The sequence below is a fragment of the Rhodococcus sp. NCIMB 12038 genome (assembly GCF_002165735.1).
Lineage (GTDB): Bacteria > Actinomycetota > Actinomycetes > Mycobacteriales > Mycobacteriaceae > Rhodococcus_F.
On sequence record NZ_NHML01000003.1, the window covers coordinates 246,372 to 267,725 of the forward strand.

24 protein-coding genes are annotated in these 21,354 nt (G+C 67.8%); 18 read left to right on the forward strand and 6 right to left on the reverse strand.

The window, feature by feature from the left end; genetic code table 11:
• Positions 1 to 19: 19 nt before the first annotated feature.
• The 3 genes from CA951_RS04905 to CA951_RS04915 all read left to right on the forward strand — a co-directional run bounded on the left by CA951_RS04905 (position 20) and on the right by CA951_RS04915 (position 4,547).
• Positions 20 to 643, forward strand: coding sequence for a TIGR03085 family metal-binding protein (locus CA951_RS04905; protein WP_087555778.1), 624 nt, complete (start codon positions 20 to 22; stop codon positions 641 to 643).
• 80 nt (positions 644 to 723) lie between these two features.
• Positions 724 to 3,354 carry a DNA translocase FtsK gene (locus tag CA951_RS04910; protein WP_087555779.1) on the forward strand — a complete coding sequence of 877 codons (2,631 nt, stop codon included), beginning with the start codon at positions 724 to 726 and terminating at the stop codon, positions 3,352 to 3,354.
• A 209-nt stretch (positions 3,355 to 3,563) separates the two neighbouring features.
• The gene (locus tag CA951_RS04915) at positions 3,564 to 4,547 is read left to right on the forward strand and encodes a TerC family protein (protein ID WP_072942466.1); all 984 of its coding nucleotides are present in this window, start codon (positions 3,564 to 3,566) and stop codon (positions 4,545 to 4,547) included.
• A 43-nt stretch (positions 4,548 to 4,590) separates the two neighbouring features.
• Here the strand turns inward: CA951_RS04915 and CA951_RS04920 are convergent, their stop codons facing one another.
• Positions 4,591 to 4,875 (reverse strand): YciI family protein, encoded by a 285-nt coding sequence (locus CA951_RS04920; protein ID WP_087555780.1) that lies wholly within the window; start codon positions 4,873 to 4,875, stop codon positions 4,591 to 4,593.
• Between the two features lie 74 nt (positions 4,876 to 4,949).
• Positions 4,950 to 5,474 (reverse strand): amino-acid N-acetyltransferase, encoded by a 525-nt coding sequence (locus tag CA951_RS04925; RefSeq protein WP_087555781.1) that lies wholly within the window; start codon positions 5,472 to 5,474, stop codon positions 4,950 to 4,952.
• Positions 5,475 to 5,591: 117 nt separating this feature from the next.
• Between CA951_RS04925 and pgsA the strand changes: the two genes are divergently transcribed.
• From pgsA to recX, 13 genes are all read left to right on the forward strand, one after another.
• Positions 5,592 to 6,254, forward strand: a complete 663-nt coding sequence (gene pgsA, locus CA951_RS04930; RefSeq protein WP_087555782.1) for a CDP-diacylglycerol--glycerol-3-phosphate 3-phosphatidyltransferase — start codon at positions 5,592 to 5,594, stop codon at positions 6,252 to 6,254.
• The gene (locus CA951_RS04935; protein ID WP_087555783.1) at positions 6,251 to 6,751 is read left to right on the forward strand and encodes a CinA family protein; all 501 of its coding nucleotides are present in this window, start codon (positions 6,251 to 6,253) and stop codon (positions 6,749 to 6,751) included. The genes pgsA and CA951_RS04935 overlap by 4 nt, the downstream gene beginning before the upstream one ends.
• A 71-nt stretch (positions 6,752 to 6,822) precedes the next feature.
• The gene (locus CA951_RS04940; protein WP_087555784.1) at positions 6,823 to 7,209 is read left to right on the forward strand and encodes a helix-turn-helix domain-containing protein; all 387 of its coding nucleotides are present in this window, start codon (positions 6,823 to 6,825) and stop codon (positions 7,207 to 7,209) included.
• A 154-nt stretch (positions 7,210 to 7,363) separates the two neighbouring features.
• Entirely contained in the window at positions 7,364 to 8,194 is an 831-nt protein-coding gene (locus tag CA951_RS04945) for a PspA/IM30 family protein (protein WP_087555785.1), read from the forward strand.
• Positions 8,195 to 8,211: 17 nt separating this feature from the next.
• Positions 8,212 to 9,042 (forward strand): hypothetical protein, encoded by an 831-nt coding sequence (locus CA951_RS04950; protein WP_256973334.1) that lies wholly within the window; start codon positions 8,212 to 8,214, stop codon positions 9,040 to 9,042.
• A gap of 187 nt (positions 9,043 to 9,229) precedes the next feature.
• On the forward strand, positions 9,230 to 9,406 hold the full coding sequence (locus CA951_RS43300; RefSeq protein ID WP_179220114.1) for a hypothetical protein: 177 nt from the start codon (positions 9,230 to 9,232) through the stop codon (positions 9,404 to 9,406).
• Positions 9,407 to 9,422: 16 nt separating this feature from the next.
• Complete coding sequence (locus tag CA951_RS04960; protein WP_087555788.1) at positions 9,423 to 10,139, forward strand: PIG-L deacetylase family protein; 717 nt, start codon at positions 9,423 to 9,425, stop codon at positions 10,137 to 10,139.
• Between the two features lie 139 nt (positions 10,140 to 10,278).
• Positions 10,279 to 10,911 (forward strand): TetR/AcrR family transcriptional regulator, encoded by a 633-nt coding sequence (locus CA951_RS04965; protein WP_087555789.1) that lies wholly within the window; start codon positions 10,279 to 10,281, stop codon positions 10,909 to 10,911.
• Positions 10,908 to 12,452, forward strand: coding sequence for a glycerol-3-phosphate dehydrogenase/oxidase (locus CA951_RS04970; RefSeq protein ID WP_087555790.1), 1,545 nt, complete (start codon positions 10,908 to 10,910; stop codon positions 12,450 to 12,452). The genes CA951_RS04965 and CA951_RS04970 overlap by 4 nt, the downstream gene beginning before the upstream one ends.
• A gap of 27 nt (positions 12,453 to 12,479) precedes the next feature.
• On the forward strand, positions 12,480 to 13,628 hold the full coding sequence (locus tag CA951_RS04975; protein ID WP_087555791.1) for a glycosyltransferase: 1,149 nt from the start codon (positions 12,480 to 12,482) through the stop codon (positions 13,626 to 13,628).
• A 33-nt stretch (positions 13,629 to 13,661) separates the two neighbouring features.
• Entirely contained in the window at positions 13,662 to 13,856 is a 195-nt protein-coding gene (locus tag CA951_RS04980; RefSeq protein ID WP_015890433.1) for a DUF3046 domain-containing protein, read from the forward strand.
• 144 nt (positions 13,857 to 14,000) lie between these two features.
• A complete protein-coding gene (gene recA / locus CA951_RS04985) occupies positions 14,001 to 15,047 on the forward strand; it encodes a recombinase RecA (protein WP_087555792.1) in 1,047 nt (348 codons plus the stop codon).
• A gap of 8 nt (positions 15,048 to 15,055) precedes the next feature.
• Positions 15,056 to 15,571 (forward strand): recombination regulator RecX, encoded by a 516-nt coding sequence (recX, locus tag CA951_RS04990; protein WP_087555793.1) that lies wholly within the window; start codon positions 15,056 to 15,058, stop codon positions 15,569 to 15,571.
• Positions 15,572 to 15,712: 141 nt separating this feature from the next.
• Here recX and CA951_RS04995 read toward each other — a convergent pair whose 3' ends face one another.
• The 4 genes from CA951_RS04995 to gluA form a co-directional block, all read right to left on the reverse strand.
• Positions 15,713 to 16,612: an amino acid ABC transporter permease gene (locus tag CA951_RS04995; protein ID WP_087555794.1), complete on the reverse strand. Its 900-nt coding sequence runs from the start codon at positions 16,610 to 16,612 to the stop codon at positions 15,713 to 15,715.
• A complete protein-coding gene (locus CA951_RS05000) occupies positions 16,609 to 17,289 on the reverse strand; it encodes an amino acid ABC transporter permease (RefSeq protein WP_072942416.1) in 681 nt (226 codons plus the stop codon). Before CA951_RS05000 ends, CA951_RS04995 begins: the two co-directional genes overlap by 4 nt.
• A 92-nt stretch (positions 17,290 to 17,381) precedes the next feature.
• Entirely contained in the window at positions 17,382 to 18,215 is an 834-nt protein-coding gene (locus CA951_RS05005; protein ID WP_087555795.1) for a glutamate ABC transporter substrate-binding protein, read from the reverse strand.
• An 82-nt stretch (positions 18,216 to 18,297) separates the two neighbouring features.
• The gene (gene gluA, locus CA951_RS05010; protein ID WP_087555993.1) at positions 18,298 to 19,026 is read right to left on the reverse strand and encodes a glutamate ABC transporter ATP-binding protein GluA; all 729 of its coding nucleotides are present in this window, start codon (positions 19,024 to 19,026) and stop codon (positions 18,298 to 18,300) included.
• A 210-nt stretch (positions 19,027 to 19,236) separates the two neighbouring features.
• On the opposite strand from gluA, the gene miaB reads away from it, so the two are divergent.
• A complete protein-coding gene (miaB, locus tag CA951_RS05015; protein ID WP_087555796.1) occupies positions 19,237 to 20,754 on the forward strand; it encodes a tRNA (N6-isopentenyl adenosine(37)-C2)-methylthiotransferase MiaB in 1,518 nt (505 codons plus the stop codon).
• Positions 20,751 to 21,350 carry a hypothetical protein gene (locus tag CA951_RS05020; protein ID WP_087555797.1) on the forward strand — a complete coding sequence of 200 codons (600 nt, stop codon included), beginning with the start codon at positions 20,751 to 20,753 and terminating at the stop codon, positions 21,348 to 21,350. Before miaB ends, CA951_RS05020 begins: the two co-directional genes overlap by 4 nt.
• Positions 21,351 to 21,354: the final 4 nt, after the last annotated feature.

The following is a 21,354-nucleotide window of genomic DNA, read 5'->3' on the forward strand; positions in this document are numbered from 1 at the left end:
GACAGGTACATTCGGTCGGGTGACCTTCGCCCGAGATGAACGCCTCGCCCTCGTCGACTCGATGTCCGAATTCGGTCCCGACGCCCCGACCCTCTGCGGGACGTGGACCAACCGGGATCTGGCCGCCCACCTGATCGTGCGCGAACGACGCCTCGACGCTGCCCCGGGCATCGTCGTGGGCCTGCTCGCCGGGTACACCGAACGTGTCCAGAACGAGACGGCGACGCGTCCGTGGAGCCGGCTGCTGGACGACGTCCGGTCGGGTCCGCCGAGGTGGTCGCCGATGTACTGGGTGGACGCGCAGGTGAACCTGGGGGAGATGTTCGTCCACCACGAGGACGTGCGCCGCGCCCACGACGGATGGGAGCCGCGCGTGCTGCCCGGCGAGCGTCAGGACGCGCTGTGGGGTCTGGCGCGCAAGGTCGGCAAACTCGGCTACCGGCACGCCCCGGTGACGGTGGTGCTCGAGCGGCCGTCCGGGGAGCAGGCCACCGTCCGCACCGCCGGCACCGGGCGGGTGGTCCTGCGGGGGGAACCGTCGGAACTCGCCCTGCATGCGTTCGGCCGGAATCAGGTGCGGATCGAGACCGAGGGTGAGGCCGCCGACATCGAGGCCGTGACCTCCCTCGACCGAGGGTTCTGAGGCCATTTCGACGCAGCTCCATCGCTGTTACGGGTGTTGCGGATGGTCCGGAAGGTGCCGTAGCGACTAATCTGAGAGCCATGGCAGGTAAGGCGAGCGCCCGCGGTTCGAGCACTACGTCCACGGCGAGGACGGGCGTGCGAGGCGGCTCGGCCACGTCGTCCAAGCCCAAGTCCCGCACGACCCGCACGGTCAGCGCTCCGCGAGATTCCAAGTCGCCGCGTGGCGGCGGCTCCCGCGGCGGAGCCCGGAGGCCCGCCGCGGAGAAGGCGTCCGCATCCGTTCCGCTGAAGTCGGTAGGCCGGGGGATCGGCGCCGGCTGGTCGCTCGTGGCGAAGGGCGTCGGGGCCACCACCCGCACCGTAGGAAAGGCGGCCGAGATCGAGCAGGGCCATCGGCGCGACGGCATCGCCCTCGGACTGATCGCGATCAGCGTCGTCGTCGCCGGCGGAATCTGGTTCTCCGCGGGAGGTCCGGTGGGCGAATGGATCGAGACCGGTGTCCGCGCCGTGTTCGGCGGGGCGTCCGCCGTCCTGCCCCTGATCGGTGTCGCCGTCGCGGTGATCCTGATGCGGACCGAGCCGAAACCCGAGATCCGGCCGCGGCTGGTGCTGGGGTCGCTGCTTGTCGGTCTGCCGGTTCTCGGCCTGTGGCACATCGCGACCGGTTCGCCCACCGACGCCGACGGCAGGGCCCGCGGCGCCGGTTTCGTCGGGTATGCGGCGGGCGGTCCGCTGACCGACGGCATCACCGTGTGGCTCGCCGCGCCGCTGCTGCTGATGGCGGCGCTGTTCGGCGTCCTGCTCCTGACCGGAACCACGATCCGCGAGGTGCCCGGCAAACTGCAGTCGTACTTCGGAACGTCGTTCGGCCGCGACCACTACGCCGACTACGACAGCGAGTACTACGAGGACGGCGAGTACGACCCCACTCTGTTCGACGCCGACGGCTACCCCGTCGACGACTACAAGAGCGGGGTCCGGGGTGCCCCGGCCGACAACTATCCCACCGACGAGTACGACGTCGGCGACACCGCGAAGACGGAGGTGCTCAGGCTGTGGGAGACCGAGCCCGCCGCGGAACCCGTCCCAGCCCCGGCGCCCGCCCCGAAACCGGCGCGCGCCAAAGCCAAGCCCGTCGTCGCCCCGAAGCCGGAACCCGAACCGGAACCGCTGCCCGACGTCGACAAGTTCGTCACCGACCGGGTGGTCGAGGGCGACTACACACTGCCGCCGACGTCCCTGCTCATCGATGGCGATCCGCCGAAGATGCGCAGTTCGGCCAATGACGCGATGATCGAGGCCATCACCGAGGTCCTCGAACAGTTCAAGATCGACGCCGCCGTCACCGGATTCACCCGCGGCCCGACCGTCACCCGCTACGAGGTGGAGCTCGGCCCGGGTGTGAAGGTAGAGAAGATCACCGCGCTCGCCCGCAACATCGCGTACGCCGTCGCCACCGACAACGTGCGCCTGCTCGCGCCGATTCCTGGCAAGTCCGCCGTCGGTATCGAGGTCCCCAACTCCGACCGCGAGATGGTGCGCCTCGCCGACGTGCTCACCGCCCCGAGCACCCGCAAGGACCACCATCCGCTGGTGATCGGTCTCGGCAAGGACATCGAGGGCCACTTCGTCAGCGCCAATCTCGCGAAGATGCCGCACCTGCTGGTGGCCGGTTCCACCGGTTCCGGTAAGTCGAGCTTCGTGAACTCGATGCTGGTGTCGCTGCTGTCCCGCGCCACACCCGACGAGGTGCGGATGATCCTCATCGACCCCAAGATGGTGGAGTTGACGCCGTACGAGGGCATTCCGCACCTCATCACGCCCATCATCACCCAGCCGAAGAAGGCCGCCGCCGCGCTGGCCTGGCTGGTGGAGGAGATGGAACAGCGCTACCAGGACATGCAGGCCAACCGGGTGCGTCACATCGACGACTTCAACTCCAAGGTGAAGTCGGGTGAGATCACGGCGCCGCTCGGCAGCGAACGGGTCTACCGGCCGTACCCGTACATCCTCGCCATCGTCGACGAACTCGCGGACCTCATGATGACCGCACCGCGCGACGTCGAAGACGCGATCGTCCGCATCACCCAGAAGGCCCGCGCCGCCGGCATCCACCTCGTGCTGGCCACCCAGAGGCCCTCGGTGGACGTCGTGACGGGTCTGATCAAGACCAACGTGCCGTCCCGGCTGGCCTTCGCGACGTCGTCCCTGACCGACTCCCGGGTCATCCTGGACCAGCCCGGCGCCGAGAAGCTGATCGGTATGGGTGACGGGCTGTTCCTGCCGATGGGCGCGGGCAAGCCGACCCGCCTGCAGGGTGCGTTCATCACCGACGAAGAGATTTCTGCCGTCGTCGATTTCAGCAAGAACCAGGCGGAGCCGGAGTACACCGACGGCGTCACCGCAGCGAAGGTCGGGGAGAAGAAGGACGTCGACCCCGACATCGGCGACGACATGGACGTGCTGTTGCAGGCGGTGGAACTCGTCGTCTCCAGCCAGTTCGGATCCACGTCGATGCTGCAGCGCAAGCTGCGGGTCGGATTCGCGAAGGCGGGCCGCCTGATGGACCTGATGGAGACCAGGGGAGTGGTGGGCCCCAGCGAGGGCTCGAAGGCCCGCGAGGTCCTCATCAAGCCCGAGGAACTGGACGGCCTGCTGTGGTCGATCCGCGGCGGAGACCCGGACGAGGCGCCGCCCGACCAGGAATGACACCCGGTGCGCGTGTCCGAAATGTGCGGTTCGCGCGCACTGTGGTTGAATGGTGACCGAATTGGAGGGGAGTATCCCCACCTCTGTGACAGCATCGTCAACACGATCGGCACCATTGCCGATCCGGGGCTGTCAGTCGCTCGGACAGTGATTCCGGTGCGGCGGGAGAGACCTCCGGTACCCACTAGGTCTACCGGAGGTCTGTGTAAATGCATGTGTCACCGCTGGTCTGGGTCATCACCTGTGTGGTGATTCTCGGACTGTTCGTGTTCGACTTCTTCGCTCACGTGCGCACCCCGCACGCCCCCACGTTCCGTGAGTCGGCGTTCTGGTCGTCGGTCTATATCGGCGTCGCCATCCTCTTCGGCCTGATCGTGATGTGGCTGTGGGGAAGTCAGTACGGCGGCGAGTATTTCGCCGGCTACGTCACCGAGAAGGCGTTGTCGGTCGACAACCTCTTCGTGTTCGTCATCATCATGGGCACGTTCGCGGTGCCACGGGAGTACCAGCAGAAGGTGCTGCTGATCGGCATCGTGATGGCGCTGGTGATGCGCGGAATCTTCATCGGCGTCGGCGCCGCGGCGATCAACGCCTACAGCTGGGTGTTCTACCTGTTCGGCGCGTTCCTCATCTACACCGCGTACACGCTGGTGCGAGATCACGGGCACGAGAAGGAAGTGGAGGAGGAACGCGACAGCAAGATCGTCGCCATCGCGAAGAAGATCCTCCCCACCACGGACACCTACGACGGCGACAAGCTCGTCACGCGGATCAACGGCAAGCGCGTCGTGACGCCGCTGCTGCTCGCGCTGGTCGCCATCGGATTCACCGACGTGCTGTTCGCGCTCGACTCGATCCCCGCGATCTACGGGCTCACCCAGGAGCCGTACCTGGTGTTCACGGCTAATGCGTTCGCGCTGATGGGTCTGCGTCAGCTGTACTTCCTGATCGGCGGCCTGCTGGATCGCCTGGTGTACCTGTCGTACGGCCTGTCGATCATCCTGGCGTTCATCGGCGTCAAGCTGGTTCTGCACGCACTGCACGAGAACACGCTGGGCTTCATCAACGGCGGGGAGCACGTGGCCGTGCCGGAGGTGTCGACGGTGTTCTCGCTCGCCGTCATCATCGGCGTGCTGGCAGTGACGACCGTCGCCAGCCTCCTCAAGACGCGGAACGCGACGCCGGCGAAGTAGCTCCGCCGGGCGTCGTGCTCGAGGGTGTCCGGTGCTCGGCGGTTCAGGAGCTGAATGCGCCGAGTACCGGAACCCATTCGACGATCCGGGTGGCCGTCACCAGGCCGTTACGGGCGAACGGGTCGTTGGTGAAGAGCTGTTCCACGGCCGCCACGTCGGCGGCGTCGACGAGGATGAACGCGCCGCTGCCGTCGGCGAACGGGCCGGACGACACGACGGTCTTCTGCTCGGCCAGTTCACCGAGCCACTCCCGGTGGGCGGGGCGATGCTCGTCGCGTCCGGCGACGGTATCGGCCGAATACGTGTACTCCACTACGAACAGGGACATGTTCTCGCTCTCTCGGGACGGGTACATCTGACAAAAAATGGGATCAGGGCCCATCTGTCTCACTTACTGGGATTTCAGAGGGTGAGAAGCATTCGGGTGTTGCCGAGGGTGTTCGGCTTGACGTAGCTCAGGTCGAGGAACTCGGCGACACCGGTGTCATACGACCGGCACATCTCCGCGTACACCTCGGCGGTGACGGGTGTGCCGTCGATCTCGACGAATCCGTGCTTGCCGAAGAAGTCGACCTCGAACGTGAGAACGAACAGACGCTCGAGTTCGAGTTCCCGCGCGACCTCGATCAACTTGGCCACCACGTGATGGCCGGCTCCCTGGCCCTTGGCCGACGGATCGACCGCGATCGTGCGTACCTCGCCGAGGTCCCCCCACAGCACGTGCATTGCGCCACAACCGATCACGTTGCCGTCGCGTTCGGCCACCCAGAACTCCTGAACGGATTCGTACAGGGTCACGAGGTTCTTCTCGAGCAGGATCTTGCCGGAGTAGATGTCGATCAGGCGCTTGATCTCGGGAACGTCGGAGGTTCGTGCTCGCCGCACGATCAGCTGATTGTCGGCGGTGTCCGGCGTCCGAGAAGTCATGTCGTGAACATTAGCCAACGGCCGTACCGATATTCTTAGGCACGTGCCGGTACGACCTACGAATCCCTCCCACTCCCCGCCGCGTCCCGGGGTGCAGTTCGACGCTGCGGTGCTCCGATGAGCGCGCAGCGCGAGGATTGGACGGCCGCCGACAACCCGGCGGTCCCGGATCCGACGGTCGAGCCCGCGAGTGAGACGGCCGTACCACTGCTGAACATCGCGAACATCCTGACGATCCTCCGGATCCTGCTGGTCCCCGTCTTCCTGGTCGTGCTGTTCGTCGGCGACGGACACTCGACGACGTGGCGCCTGATCGCCACCGGCGTGTTCGCCGTCGCCGCCATCACCGACCGGATCGACGGTCAACTCGCCCGCAAGTACGGCCTCGTCACCGATTTCGGCAAGCTCGCCGACCCCATCGCGGACAAGGCGCTGATCGGTGCCGCCCTCGTGGGTCTGTCGATTCTCGGCGACCTGCCCTGGTGGGTGACCGCGGTGATCGCGGTCCGGGAACTGGGCATCACCCTGCTCCGGTTCGCGGTCCTGCGGCACGCCGTCATTCCCGCCGGCCGGGGCGGCAAGCTCAAGACCCTCGTCCAGACGATCGCGATCGGGTTCTACCTGCTGCCGCTGCCGGACGGATTCGACGTCCTCGGATGGGTGCTGATGGGTGCGGCCGTGCTGCTGACGGTGGTCACCGGGCTGGACTACGTCGTACAGGCCGCCCGCCTGCGGGCCGGGGTGCACAAGGTCGAGGCGAACGCGAGCACCGGGGCGTGACCGACCCGTTGGTGGACGGCACGCGGGCCGCCGACCTCGTCGCCGTGCTCACGGCCCGCGGCGAGACCGTCGCCACCGCGGAATCGCTCACCGCGGGACTGCTCACCGCGACCATCGCCGGTGTGCCCGGCGCGAGCAACGTGCTCCGCGGCGGACTCGTCGTCTACGCCACCGACCTGAAGGCCACCCTCGCCGGGGTGGATCCCACCCGGCTGTCGGAGGACGGGCCGGTGGCGGCGTCCACGGCACACGCGCTGGCGAACGGTGCCCGCGCCCGCTGCGGCGCCGACTGGGGCGTCGGTCTGACCGGTGTCGCGGGCCCCGACACGCAGGACGGACATCCGGTCGGCACGGTGTTCCTGAGCATTTCCGGGGCGGCCGGAACGTCGGTCCTCGAGCTCGGATTGTCCGGCGACCGGTGGCAGATCCGGAAATCTGCGGTTTCCGCCGCCGTGTCGGGACTCCTCGATCGTGTGCAGGAAACATCCGCAGGCTAAGGTCGGGAACCAATCGGTCCTGTTCGCGCGTTGAGATAGGCGAGACAGGTGACGGATGAAGGAGGAGCGAGATGGCGCTGCTATTGCGTGAGGCAATCGGTGACAGTCTTCGGCGTACGCGCGTTTCGCAGAGCCGGACCCTGCGTGAGGTCTCCAACAGTGCTCGTGTGAGCCTCGGGTACTTGTCCGAGGTCGAGCGAGGGCGCAAGGAAGCCTCGAGTGAGCTCCTGGCGGCGATCTGCGACGCGCTGGCGGTCCCACTGTCCGACGTGCTCGTCGACGTCAGCGAATCGCTGTCCGACGGGTCGACGGCCAAGCGTCCGGACACCGAGGGACACGCAGTCGAATCCGCGCCCGCAGAGGCCCCCGCCGCGAGCGCACGACCGGGTTCGACGACCATCGCTCGCGACACCCGGGTGGTCATCCCTGCACCCGCGCAGGCGCTGGCTGCCGCATAGCAACACCCGGGCCGAACCGATAGATTTCAGTCAACCGCCGATCTTGTCGGCGGGTGAGCCAGGTAGTCGGGGCGCAGCCCTTGTTCCGGTGCGTGACGGTCGCGTGTCGGGTCGCGCATCGCGCGGCGCAACAGATGGAGGCAGGATCAAACCCATGGCTAATCCTTTCGTCAAGGGATGGAAGTACCTGATGGCGCTCTTCAATTCCAAGATCGATGAGAAGGCTGACCCCAAGGTTCAGATTCAGCAGGCGATCGAGGATGCGCAGCGTCAGCACCAGGCCCTGTCGCAGCAGGCCGCGTCTGTCATCGGCAACCAGCGCCAGCTCGAGATGAAGCTCAGCCGACAGCTCGACGAGGTGGAGAAGCTCAACGCCAACGCCCGTCAGGCCGTCAACCTGGCCGACCAGGCGCAGACCGCGGGCGACACCGAGAAGGCGATCCAGTACACCAACGCCGCCGAGGCGTTCGCCGCTCAGCTCGTCACCGCCGAGCAGGGCGTCGAGGACCTCAAGGCACTGCACGACCAGTCGCTGCAGGCAGCTGCCCAGGCGAAGAAGGCCGTGGAGCAGAACGCGATGGCCCTGCAGGCCAAGGTCGCGGAGCGCACCAAGCTGCTCAGCCAGCTCGAGCAGGCCAAGATGCAGGAACGGGTCAGTGAGTCGCTGCGCTCGATGGACAGCACCCTCTCCGCTCCCGGCAACACACCCAGCCTCGATGCCGTGCGCGACAAGATCGAGCGGCGCTACGCCGATGCCCTCGGTTCTGCAGAGCTGGCACAGAACTCGGTGTCGGGCCGCATGATGGAAGTGCAGCAGGCGAGCATCCAGATGGCCGGACACAGCCGGCTCGAGCAGATCCGGGCCTCCATGAAGGGCGATGCTCTGCCCTCCGGCGGTGCCGCAGGCGCACCGGCGACCCCCGCCGCCAACCCGAACCTCGACAAGCAGCCGCCTGCCGCGGGCCAGACCGGCACGGCGCAGTAACCGAATCGCCTGTGAGCATGAGTTCCACCCGACGTGGCCGACCTGGACGTGCAGTCCGGTCGGCCACTGTCGTGTCCGGGCTCGCCGGGATCCAGGGCGCACTGCGCGAGGCCGGTGAGTCCGTCGCGGACGCGGCGCAGCGGTGGCGCGACCCTCGTGAACGACTCCTGCGGAAGAAGCGGCGGGCCCGGCGACGCGCGAAGCGCTACGGCATCGTGTCCGGATCCTCGGCCACCGGCGCCGCCGGTCTCGCCCTGATGGCTGCGCCGGAGTGGTCGATGCTGATGGCCGGTGGGGGCGCAGTCGTGTTCGCGGTTCCCGCGGTGCTGGCCGTCAGCCGCTACCGCAAGCTCGACGCCGTGACCCTGCCGCCGGGTCTGCCTGCCCGCCGGGTGCTTCCGGCGCCGTCCTCGGCCGCCCGCGAGCCGATGGAGCGACTCGTGCACAGCGAACGAGCACTGCACGGCATCCTCGGAGTGCTGTCCCGGTCCGGGACCATCAGCGCCGAGGACATCGAGGACACCCATGCCACGGCCCGCTCCGCGGCAGCCGCGTTGCAGGCGGTGGCCCTCGACATCACGTCCATGGAGGACGCCGCCCGGGGGAGCCGGGCCGCGGCGGCGCCGCTTCACCGGGCGACCGCCTCGGCCGCCGGGCAACTCGCCGACGGCGTCGAACAGTTCGAGGAACTGGTGGCCGCTGCCGCCGAGGTCGCCGTGCCCGGAACGGCGAGCGCCGTCGGCGAACTCGCCTACGAACGCGCGGAACTCGTGTCGGCGACCGAGAAGCTCGCCGGCCTCGCGGCGGCCCTCGGCGAGATCGACGACATCGTTCGCCGCTACCGCTGACGTCGTCGATCGACGGAACGCCCCTGGGGACCTCGTGTGGGTGAGAACCCTGATCTTTCCCTGATCTTTACGTTGACCTGGTGATTTACCCGAGCCGGCGTGCCAGGCTGGTGTGCGTACCCGATACATGGGGTCGACCGGACGTCGGGCGCAGAAATCGATCGGGGAGACGTGAGTGGAGGAAATCATGTTCTGGAAGATTGTTCTGGCTGTCGCGGCGATCTGGATCGCCCTCGCAGTGATCGGTGCCCTCGTCAAGGGCCTGTTCTGGATTCTCGTCGTCAGCGCAGTCGTATTCGGTGTGTACCTGTTGATCAAGGCGATGTCGGGATCCGGCGAGAAATCGGACATCACCCGTAGCTGACGGGCATGCTCTACCCATGGAACCGGTACCGGAGGACTGGCATCGTGGGCTCGTCGTGGTCGCGCACCCCGACGACATCGAATACGGCGCAGCGGCCGCGGTGGCGCGCTGGACCGGGCAGGGCAAGGACATCCGCTACGTGCTCGCCACCAGCGGAGAGGCTGGGATCGCGGGCCTGCACCCGACGGTGTCGGGCCCGCTGCGGGAGGCGGAGGAACGACGCTCCGCGGCCGTGGTGGGAGTGACCGATGTCGAGTTCCTCGGTTACCCCGACGGCACTCTCGTCGAGAGTCTCGCGCTCCGACGTGACCTCGCCACGGCGATCCGTCGTCATCGCCCGGATCTCGTGGTGACGGCGAACTTCGGGGACACCTGGGGGCCAAGGCAGCTGAACAGTGCGGACCACCGCGCTCTCGGGCGAGCCGTCCTCGACGCCACCGCGGACGCCGCGAACGAATGGATCTTCCCCGAACTGGGGGAGTCGGGATTGCCGCCGTGGCGCGGAGTCCGGTGGGTAGCGGTCCACACGATGACCCCCACCCACGCCGTGGACGTCACCCACACGGTGGATCGGGCGGTGCTCTCCCTGGCCGAGCACGTCCACTACCTGGAAGCGCTCAGCGACGTGCCGGTGGGGCAGCAGGCACGGGCTCAGGTCGAGATGGTGACCGGACCGGAACCGGGATTCGACGCCGAACGCGCGGTGGGATTCGAGCTCTACTACTTCGGCTGAGTTCGCGAAGCGATCGCAACGATGCGTGGGTCTTGCGAATGGGCGAGGGCTCGAGGCGTCCGGCCTCGGCCGTCGGCGACGCGATTCAGATGCCGGTGACGTGCCGGCGGGGGATTCATGCGTTACGGTGTTACATACAATGTCTATTCGTAATCCACCGTCGCGTGACGACACCTCAGCGAGCGTCGAAGACTCCATTCTCGACGCCGCACGCTCGTGCATCCTCGACTTCGGACTGCGCCGCACCACCCTGGCGGAGGTCGCGCGGAGGGCCGGGGTCAGCAGGCCGACCGTCTACCGGCGCTGGTCGGACACCAGGGCGGTGGTCGCCGACCTCATGACCCGCGAGATCGCTGCCGTGATGCCCGAATTCTCCGCCGAGGAATCGGTTCACCGTCAACTGGTCGACGCCGTGGTCCGCGTGTCCACCGAGGTGCGTGACCATCCGCTGTTCGTGAAGATCCTGCGATCGGATCAGGAACTGTTCACCACCTACATCCTCGAGCGGCTCGGTACCAGCCAGCGGGCGATCATCGACCAGGTCTCGGTCGCGGTGTCGGCGGGGCAGGACCAGGGCACGATCCGCGCGGGGGACAGCCGTCAGATCGCCACCATGGTGCTGCTGATCGCGCAATCCGCGGTCCAGTCGGCCGTGATGGTCGCCGAGGAACTTCCCGGCGACGCCCTGACCGAACAACTCCGGCACGCCGTCGGCGCCTATCTGGCGCCCGCCGCAGCCGACACCCACCCGACAGATCGAGGAGACCGGTGACCCACTCCAGTACGCCGCCCGTGAGCCGCTCGTCGGCGCTGAACGCCGCGCGCCGGACACGCGAACTCGACCAGTTGTCGGACGGCGCACGCGTCGACGTCCTGGTGATCGGTGGCGGCGTGACCGGCGCCGGCGTCGCGCTCGACGCGGCGTCACGCGGCCTCGACGTCGTGCTCGTGGAGAAGCGGGACCTCGCCTTCGGGACCAGCCGGTGGAGTTCGAAACTGGCCCACGGCGGGTTGCGGTACCTGGCGTCGGGCAACGTCGGCATCGCCCGCGAGAGCGCGGTCGAACGCGGAATCCTGATGACCCGCACCGCGCCCCACCTCGTCCGGGCACTGCCACAGCTCGTCCCCCTGCTCGATTCCACGACGCTGTTCGGGAAGTCGCTCGTCCGCACGGGATTCCTCGCCGGCGACCTGCTGCGTGCGAGCGCTCGCACACCGTCGGCGGTCCTGCCGCGATCGCGGACGGTCCGGGCCGACCGGGTGGTCGAACTGGCCCCCGCGGTGCGCCGGGACGGTCTTCGGGGCGGTCTGATGGCATTCGACGGCCAACTCGTCGACGACGCCAGGCTCGTGGTGTCCCTCGCGCGCACCGCCGCGCTCCACGGCGCGAAGGTGCTCACCCGGACGGGCGCCTACGACGTGACCGGGACGTCCGCGACCCTGCGCGACGAACTGACCGGCGCGGAACTGTCGATCACGGCGCGCGCCGTGATCAACGCGGCAGGCGTGTGGTCGGGTGAGATCGATCCGTCGATCACGTTGCGGCCCAGTCGCGGCACACATCTGGTCCTCCCGGCCGAGCGGCTCGGGAACCCGGCCGCGGCGCTCACGGTTCCGATTCCGGGGGAGACCAATCGCTTCGTCTTCGCGCTGCCCGCGCAGCTCGGCCGCGTGTACCTCGGCCTGACCGACGAGGCGGCGCCGGGACCCGTCCCCGATGTCCCGGAAGCGTCGGAGCAGGAGATCGACTTCCTGCTCGACACGGTCAACACCGCACTCGAGGTGCCGTTGCAGCGTTCGGACGTCCTCGGCACGTTCGCCGGACTGCGACCGCTGCTCGACACCGGCGACGGATCGACGGCCGACCTTTCGCGCAACCACGCCGTCCTCCGCTCGGACACCGGTCTGGTCAGTGTGGTGGGCGGCAAGCTGACCACGTACCGGAAGATGGCGGAGGACGCCGTCGACGCGGCGGTGGCGGCGGCGGGACTGGACGCGCGCCCGTGCCGGACCCGCGCCCTCCCGCTCGTCGGCGCCGCGACTCCCGAAGCGCTGCGCCAGGTTTCGGCCCCGCCGGCGCTGCTCGCCCGCTACGGAACGGAGGCGGCGCTGATCGCCGCCGCCGACCCGGAACTGCTGGCTCCGATCGCCGAGGGTGTGGACGTGAGCCGCGCCGAGTTCGACTTCGCGGTGACCCACGAGGGGGCACTCGACGTCGACGACCTCCTCGACCGGCGCACCCGGATCGGACTCGTCCCCGCCGACCGTGCGCGGTCCCTCGCCGCCGCCGAAGCCGTGTTCGAGAAACGGTGACGCCGGCCGTGTGACACCCTGTGCTTCGTGCGAGTCGCCGTGGTCGCCGGGCCTGATGCCGGACATGCCTTTCCCGCCTTGGCGTTGTGCCTCGCGTTCATCGGGGCCGGGGACGAACCGGTCCTGTTCACCGGCACCCGGTGGGTCGAGCCCGCGCGGGCGGCCGGTGTGCCTGCCGAGTTGCTGAAAGGTCTCGCGCCCCGCCCGACGGACGACGACCTCGATGCGGGCGCGCGCATCCACGCCCGCGCCGCGCACATCTCCACCGAGTTGCTCCCCGACCTGCGCGCGATGGGACCCGACCTCGTGGTCTCGGACATCCTCACCGCAGGCGGCGGCATGGCCGCGGAGCGGCTGGGGATCCCGTGGGTCGAGTTGTCCCCGCACCCGCTGTACGCGGCGTCCAGGGGATTGCCGCCCATCGGAAGCGGGTTGGCTCCGGGGGTGGGAATTCGCGGTCGGGCACGCGACACGCTCATGCGGGCGGCGACGGCGCGGTCGATCCGGCAGGGTCAGCGGCAGCGTTCCGGGGCCCGGGTCGGCGTCGGGCTGCCGGCGAAGGATCCTGGACCGGTGCGCCGGCTGATCGCGACGCTCCCCGCGCTCGAGGTGCCGAGACCGGACTGGCCCGCGGAGGCGCACGTGGTCGGGCCGCTGCTGTGGGAACCGACGACCGAGGTGCTCGAGCCGCCGGGCGGCACCGATCCGCTGGTCATGGTGGCTCCGTCGACCGCGTTCACCGGTGCCGAGGGCATGCTCGAGACGACGCTCGCCGGGCTCGACGGGGCCGGCGTCCGCGTGATCGCGTCGATACTGGACGGATCTTCGGCCGCGGTTCCGCCCTGGGTGCGAGCGGGTCTCGGACGTCAGGACGCGATGCTCCGCGAGGCTTCCGTCGTCGTCTGCGGCGGGGGGCACGGAATGCTGGCGAAGGCCCTGCTGGCGGGTGTCCCGGCGGTGGTGGTCCCCGGCGGCGGCGATCAGTGGGAACTCGCGAATCGCGCCGCGCGACAGGGGAGTGCCGTCGTGGTGCGTCCCCCGAGCGCCGAGGCGCTCCGTGCGGCGGTCGACCGGGTGCTCTCGAACGGGGCCCACGCGGAGGCCGCGAAGCGGGCCGCGCAGAGCGTCGCGGACGTGGCGGATCCGGTGGAGGTGTGCCGCGACGCGCTGCGGTGAGAGCGCCTCCCGGGGTTCGGCTAGCGTGGAAGCGTGCGACTGACTGAATTTCACGAACTCGTCCGCGAAGAGTTCGGGCAGATGCGCGGCGACGCACTACTCGTCGACCACGTGCTGCTCAGCCTCGGGGGCAAGACCGCCGCCGAGGCCATCGAGGACGGCCGGGAACCCCGCGAGGTGTGGCGTGAACTGTGCGCCGAGTTCGACGTCCCACCGCAGCGCCGGTAGAAATCCGGCGTGTCGAACGGACCGATCTCGCCAATCGAACACACGTTCCCCTATGCTGGAGATGTTCGGTGGTCACGGTTCTTGTCGGTACCTGGATCTAACCTGACCGCAGATCACTGATGAGACTCGAGAATGGGGACGACGATGGCACCACAGGCACACGATCGAGACAAGGCGCTCGACCTCGCGCTGGCGCAGATCGACAAGAACTTCGGCAAGGGCTCGGTGATGCGCCTGGGTGAAGGTGTCCGTCAGCCCATCGCCGTCATCCCGACCGGCTCCATCGCGCTGGACGTCGCCCTCGGCATCGGCGGGCTGCCCCGCGGCCGTGTCGTCGAGATCTACGGCCCGGAATCCTCGGGTAAGACCACCGTTGCTCTGCACGCAGTCGCCAACGCGCAGGCTGCCGGCGGCATCGCGGCGTTCATCGACGCCGAGCACGCGCTCGACCCCGACTACGCCCAGAAGCTCGGCGTCGACACCGACGCACTGCTGGTGTCGCAGCCCGACACCGGTGAGCAGGCGCTCGAGATCGCAGACATGCTGATCCGCTCCGGCGCCCTCGACATCCTCGTCGTCGACTCCGTGGCCGCTCTCGTCCCGCGCGCCGAGATCGAGGGCGAGATGGGCGACAGCCACGTGGGTCTGCAGGCGCGTCTGATGAGCCAGGCGCTCCGTAAGATGACCGGCGCGCTCAGCAACTCCGGCACCACCGCGATCTTCATCAACCAGCTGCGCGAGAAGATCGGCGTCATGTTCGGTTCCCCCGAGACCACCACCGGTGGTAAGGCGTTGAAGTTCTACTCGTCCGTGCGCCTCGACGTGCGGCGGATCGAGACCCTGAAGGACGGCACCGACGCGGTGGGCAACCGTACCCGCGTCAAGGTGGTCAAGAACAAGGTCGCCCCGCCGTTCAAGCAGGCCGAGTTCGACATTCTCTACGGCCAGGGAATCAGCAAGGAAGGCTCGCTGATCGACATGGGTGTCGAGCACGGGTTCATTCGCAAGTCGGGTTCCTGGTACACCTACGAAGGCGACCAGCTGGGGCAGGGCAAGGAGAACGCCCGCAAGTTCCTGTTGGAGAACACCGACATCCGGGACGAGATCGAGAAGAAGATCAAGGAAAAGCTCGGAATCGGCGCCGACGTCACTGCTGCTGCTACGGACGACGCCGCTCCGGTCGAATTCTAGGCGCTGCCGTGCGTCCCACGGGCGAAGGTGGAACGGAGACGCAGGCCAAGGATTTGTGCCTGCGTCTCCTCACGGACCGTGCCCGGAGTCGAGCGGAGTTGTCCGACCGTCTGGCGAAGAAGGGTTACTCGGCCGACATCGCCGAGCGCGTACTGGATCGGCTCACCGAGGTCGGGCTGGTCAACGATGCCGACTTCGCCCAGCAGTGGGTGCATTCGCGGCACACGTACTCCGGCAAGGGAAAACGTGCGCTCGCACTGGAATTGCGCCGTAAGGGCATTGGTCAGGAAGACGCCACCGAGGCGCTCGCTCAGATCGCTACCGAAGACGAACGAGCGCGAGCCACCGAACTGGTCGCGAAGAAACTGCGCACCGTGTCGGCGGACGACCGTGACCGGGCGGTCCGCCGGCTGGTGTCCATGCTGGCGCGCCGCGGGTTCCCCCAGGGCATGGCGTTCGAGGTGGTCAAGGAGCAACTCGACCGTGCCGGCGCGGAGACCGACGGCCTGTTCGACGAGACCTGACTCGGACACAGCCTGACCACGATCACAACCTGACTACGCCACAACGACCAACAGCACTGCGGTCGGACGGGAACCGAGTTCCCATCCGACCGCAGTTGCCGTCTCAGGCGCAGTGCTGTTCGTGTCAGAAGCAGTGCCGGGTCACAGCCGCTTGTCGGTGATGTCCATGCCCGGGACCGATACCGCGGGAAGTTCGGGAACGGCGCCCTTGGGGCCTCCGCCCTTCCGGGCGGCGCGGAGCCGCTTCTCCACCTTGGTCGCCACCACGGTGAGCGTGTAGTTGAGGACGATCATGATGATCGCCACCACGATCAGGGCGGGCAGGTAGTTGCCGTAGAACGCACCGAGTTGCTGCCCGGACCGCACCACTTCGACGTAGCCGATGAGGTAACCGAGCGCGGAGTCCTTCAGGGCGACCACCATCTGCGAGATGATCGCGGGCAGCATCGCCGTGACGGCCTGCGGCAGCAGGATGGTGCGCATCACCTGGCTCTTGCGCATGCCCAGTGCCATGGCGGCCTCGCTCTGTCCCTTGGGGAGCGAGTTGATGCCGGCCCTGACGATTTCGGCGATCACCGAGCCGTTGTACAGCGTGAGGCCCACGATGACCGCGGCGAGCGCCAGGTATTTCGATTTGAACACCTCGTACTCGGCGAACAGCTGGTACGAGAAGATCATCAGGATCAGCACCGGGATGGCGCGGAACAGTTCGACGATCCCGCCCGCCACCCATCGCACCGGGCGGTGGTCCGACAGGCGTCCGATGCCGAGGATCGCGCCGAGGATCAACGCGAACACGATCGACACGGCGGCCGCGACGAGGGTGCCGCGGATACCGGGAATGAGATATGTGGTCCACGAGGTCGATTCGGTGAACGGTTCCCATTTCGCCGCGGTCAGCTGACCCTTGTCGTCGAGTGCGGCGTAGACGAGGTAGCCGATTCCCAGCAGCGCGAGGGCGACGGCGACGGAGATCAGGCGGTAGACGTTCTTCGCCTTCGGGCCCGGCGCGTCGTAGAGGACGGTGGCGGCATTGCTCATCGTGCAACCTCGAATCGCTTGCTCAGGTATCCGAAGAGAAGCCCCATCGGCAGGGTCAGGATCACGAATCCGAGTGCGAAGATGCCACCGACGACGAAGATGGCGGCCTCGTTCTCGATCATTTCCTTCATCAGGAGCGACGCCTCCGCCACACCGATCACCGAGGCGATGGTCGTGTTCTTCGTCAGGGCGATCAGCACGCTGCCGAGAGGCGCGGTGACCGCGCGGAACGCCTGCGGCAGCACGATGAGCCGCAGATTCTGGGAGAACGTGAGGCCCAGCGACCGGCCCGCCTCCGCCTGGCCGACGTGCACGGTGTTGATACCGGACCGCAACGACTCGCAGACGAAGGCCGCGGTGTAGATGCTGAGGCCGAGCACGGCGAGCCGGAAGTTGTTCTGCTCGAAAAAGGTCGGAGACTGCTCGGGGGCGAGCTTGACGCCCATCGTCTGGAAGAGCCCGAACGAGCAGAAGATGATGATCAGCGTCAGGGGAGTGTTCCGGAAGATCGTCACGTACGCCGCGCCGACACCGCGCGCGACCGGGATCGGAGACACCCGCATGGCCGCGAGGATGGTGCCGAGTATCAGAGCACCGACAGCCGAGAACGCGGTCAGCTGCACCGTCGTCCAGAACGCGTCGATCAGCTGATCGCTGTACTTGCTCAGTAGGTCCACTTACCGTCTCCCGAGGTCACCGGTGGTTGGTGTCGAACCGGGCCGGACGACTCCACGAAAGGGGAGTCGCCCGACCCGGATGAGTGAGTTGCTCAGTACCGATCGACGGTCGGCGGTGCGGGGATCGGGTAGCCCGACGCGCCGACGGTCTCGTTGAACGCACGTGCCCACGAACCGTCCGCGATCATCGCCTCGATGGCGTCGTTGATCTTGGCCCGGGTCTCGTCGTCACCCTTGGCCAGGCCGACCCCGTAGCGCTCCTGGGTGAACGGCGCGCCGACCACCTTCAGCTCGCCCGGATACTGCGCCGCGTAACCGGCGAGGATGATGTCGTCCGTGGTGACGGCGTCGACTGCGCCGTTCCGCAACGCCTCGACGCAGGCGGAGTACGTGTCGAACTCCTGCAGTTGCACGTCCTGCGCGTACTGGTCCTTGACCTTCTGCGCCGGGGTGGAGCCGGTGACGGAGCACAGCTTCTTGCCGCCGTTGAGCGACTCGGGGCCGGTGATGTCGGTGTTGTCGGACTTCACCAGGAGAGACTGTCCGGCGATGAAGTACGGCCCGGCGAAGTCGACCTTCTCCTTGCGGGCGTCGGTGATCGAGTAGGTGGCGACGACGTAGTCGACCTCACCGTTCTGGATCAGCGTCTCGCGCTGAGCCGACGGGGACTCCTTGAACTCGATGTTCTCGGGTGCGACACCCAGTTTGCCCGCGACGTACTCGGCCACCTCGACGTCGAAACCGCTGAAGGAACCATCGGGGTTGCGCAGTCCGAGGCCGGGCTGGTCGTACTTGATGCCGACCGTGAGCTTGCCCTCCGACGCGCTCTGGGAGGCGCTCTTCTCTTCACCTCCGCCACAGGCAGATGCGACGACGGCGAGCGCCATGACGCCGATTCCCACACGAATCGAGCGATTGATCCTCATCGAGTTCCTCCAATTGAAAATGACGGGTATTGCCTGTGGAGCACGATCGACCGAGAGGGCACCGCAGCGGCGCCCCCTCCGATCAGTGGCTGAGAATTTTGCCGAGGAAGTCCTTCGCGCGCTCGGATTTGGGAGCGGTGAAGAACGTGGCGGGCTCGGAGTCCTCGACGATCTGGCCGTCGGCCATGAAGAGGACACGGTCGCCGGCCTTGCGAGCGAACCCCATCTCGTGGGTCACCACGAGCATGGTCATGCCTTCCTTGGCGAGTGAGGTCATGACGTCGAGGACCTCGTTGACCATTTCCGGGTCGAGTGCGGACGTCGGCTCGTCGAACAGCATGACCTTGGGGTTCATGGCGAGTGCGCGGGCGATCGCGACACGCTGCTGCTGACCGCCCGACAACTGCGCCGGGTACTTGTCCGCCTGGTTGGCGATGCCGACCCGCTCGAGAAGTTCGTAGGCCGTCTTCTTCGCGTCGGCGCTACTCTTCTTCCGCACCTTGACCGGTGCGAGCATCACGTTCTCGAGGATCGTCTTGTGGGCGAACAGGTTGAACGACTGGAACACCATCCCCACGTCGGCGCGCAGCGCGGCCAGGGCCTTGCCCTCGGCAGGCAGCACCTTGCCGTCCACGGCGATCTCACCGGAGTCGATGGGCTCGAGGCGGTTGATGGTCCGGCACAGCGTCGACTTCCCGGACCCGGACGGTCCCAGGACGATCACGACCTGTCCCCGAGGAACTTCGAGGTCGATCTCCTGCAGGACGTGGAGGGCGCCGAAGTGTTTGTTCACCGATTTCATCGAGATCATGGACGGGGCCGCGCCCGTGGTGGGTGTCGGCGTCGCGTCGTCGGCTTGCGTCATAGTCGATGACCCTATGTGTTGTGAACGGGAGCACCTGTCATTTGCTCCGAGAATCCTCGGGATGTCACGGAAACTTTACTGTCCGGCTTCGGTCGTGTGTCCTGGCGCACACCGGCCGCGACGAGGCGATTTGGCGCGGGCCGTACCCTGGCATACGTGGACACGATCGACCAGACCCCTCACCGCAGCTACGAGGTGCGCACGTACGGCTGCCAGATGAACGTGCACGACTCCGAGCGGTTGTCGGGGCTCCTCGAGGACGCCGGCTACACGAAGGCGGCGGCCGGGCAGTCGCCGGACCTCGTCGTCTTCAACACCTGCGCGGTGCGGGAGAACGCCGACAACAAGTTGTACGGCAACCTGAGCCATCTGGCGCCGGCGAAGGAACTGAATCCCGACATGCAGATCGCGGTCGGCGGGTGCCTGGCGCAGAAGGACCGCGACGTCGTCGTGAAGAAGGCGCCGTGGGTGGACGTCGTGTTCGGCACCCACAACATCGGTTCGCTCCCGGCACTGCTGGACCGGGCCCGCCACAATCAGCGGGCCGAGGTCGAGATCCTCGACGCACTCGAGGCGTTTCCGTCGACGCTGCCCGCCAAGCGGGAGTCGGCGTACGCCGGCTGGGTGTCCATCTCGGTGGGATGCAACAACACGTGCACGTTCTGCATCGTGCCCGCGCTGCGCGGCAAGGAGGTCGACCGGCGTCCCGGCGACATCCTGGCCGAGGTGCAGGCCCTGGTGAACGAGGGCGTCGTGGAGGTCACGCTGCTCGGGCAGAACGTCAACGCGTACGGCGTCTCCTTCGCCGACCCCGACCAGCCCCGCGACCGCGGCGCGTTCGCCGCGCTGCTGCGCGCGTGCGGAGAGATCGACGGGCTCGAGCGCGTCCGCTTCACGTCCCCGCACCCGGCCGAGTTCACCGACGACGTCATCGAGGCGATGGCCGAGACCCCCAACGTGTGCCCCCAGCTGCACATGCCGCTGCAATCCGGTTCGGACCGCGTCCTGAAGGCGATGCGCCGCTCCTACCGGAAGTCGCGGTTCCTGGGGATCATCGAGAAGGTCCGCACCGCGATGCCGCACGCGGCGATCACCACCGACATCATCGTGGGCTTCCCGGGCGAGACGGAGGAAGACTTCCAGGACACGCTCGACGTCGTCCGGCAGGCGCGCTTCACCAGCGCGTACACGTTCCAGTACTCCAAGCGGCCCGGCACCCCGGCAGCGGACATGGACGACCAGCTGCCCAAGGCCGTCGTGCAGGAACGGTACGAACGTCTCATCGCGTTGCAGGAACAGATCACGCTCGAGGAGAACCAGAAGCTCGTCGGCGCCGAGGTGGAACTGCTCGTCGCCGCCGGGGAGGGCCGCAAGAACGCGGAGACCGCGCGGATGAGCGGGCGCGCCCGCGACGGCCGGCTCGTCCACTTCCGGCCGGAGGGAAACCTCGACGGCAACGTCCGGCCCGGCGATGTCGTCACCATCGTGATCAGCGCCGCCGCCCCGCACCACCTCGTCGCGGACACCCCGGTCCTGACCCACCGCCGCACCCGCGCAGGCGACTCCTTCGAGAAGGGAGTCACCCCGAAGACCCCGCCGATCGGCGTGGGACTCGGACTGCCGCAGATCGGTGCGCCCGCACCACTACCCGCTCAGATGGGATGCAACGCATGACCCCGCAGTTCGACGACCAGCGCCACGACGACCCGAGTGACGCGAACGAGCCGATCGAGAGCTACCTGAAGGATTTCGACGCCGCCGAGAAGAAGGTGGCCGGCGAGATCGACCCCGGGGCGCGTGCGCTCGTCGTCGCCGTCGCGGTGGTCGTGCTCCTCGGCTCGCTGACGTTGCCGCACTCCGGCATCGCCAACGGCTGGGAAGTGCTGGTGTACGGGGACGACGCCCTCGCGGAGACGATCAAGCTGCCGTCGCGACTGTTCGTGTGGTTCGAGGTGGTGTTCGGGGTCGTCGTGTCGATGCTGGCGCTCGTCACCCGCCGTTGGGCGCTCGCGTGGGTGGCCCTCGCGGGAACCGCCGTGTCCATCGTGTTCGGCATGCTCGCCATCTGGTCGCGGCAGACACCGGCGCCCGGCGTCGAGGCGGCCGGACCGGGCATCGGGCTGATCATCGGCTGGCTCACCGTCATCGTGCTGACGTTCCACTGGCTGAAGGTGGTCTGGAGCCGGACCGCGCTGCAACTGGCCGCGGAAGAGGAACGCCGCGCCGCTGCCGCCGAAGCGGAGCGACGCGGCGACTGGAACGTCGGCTGATCGT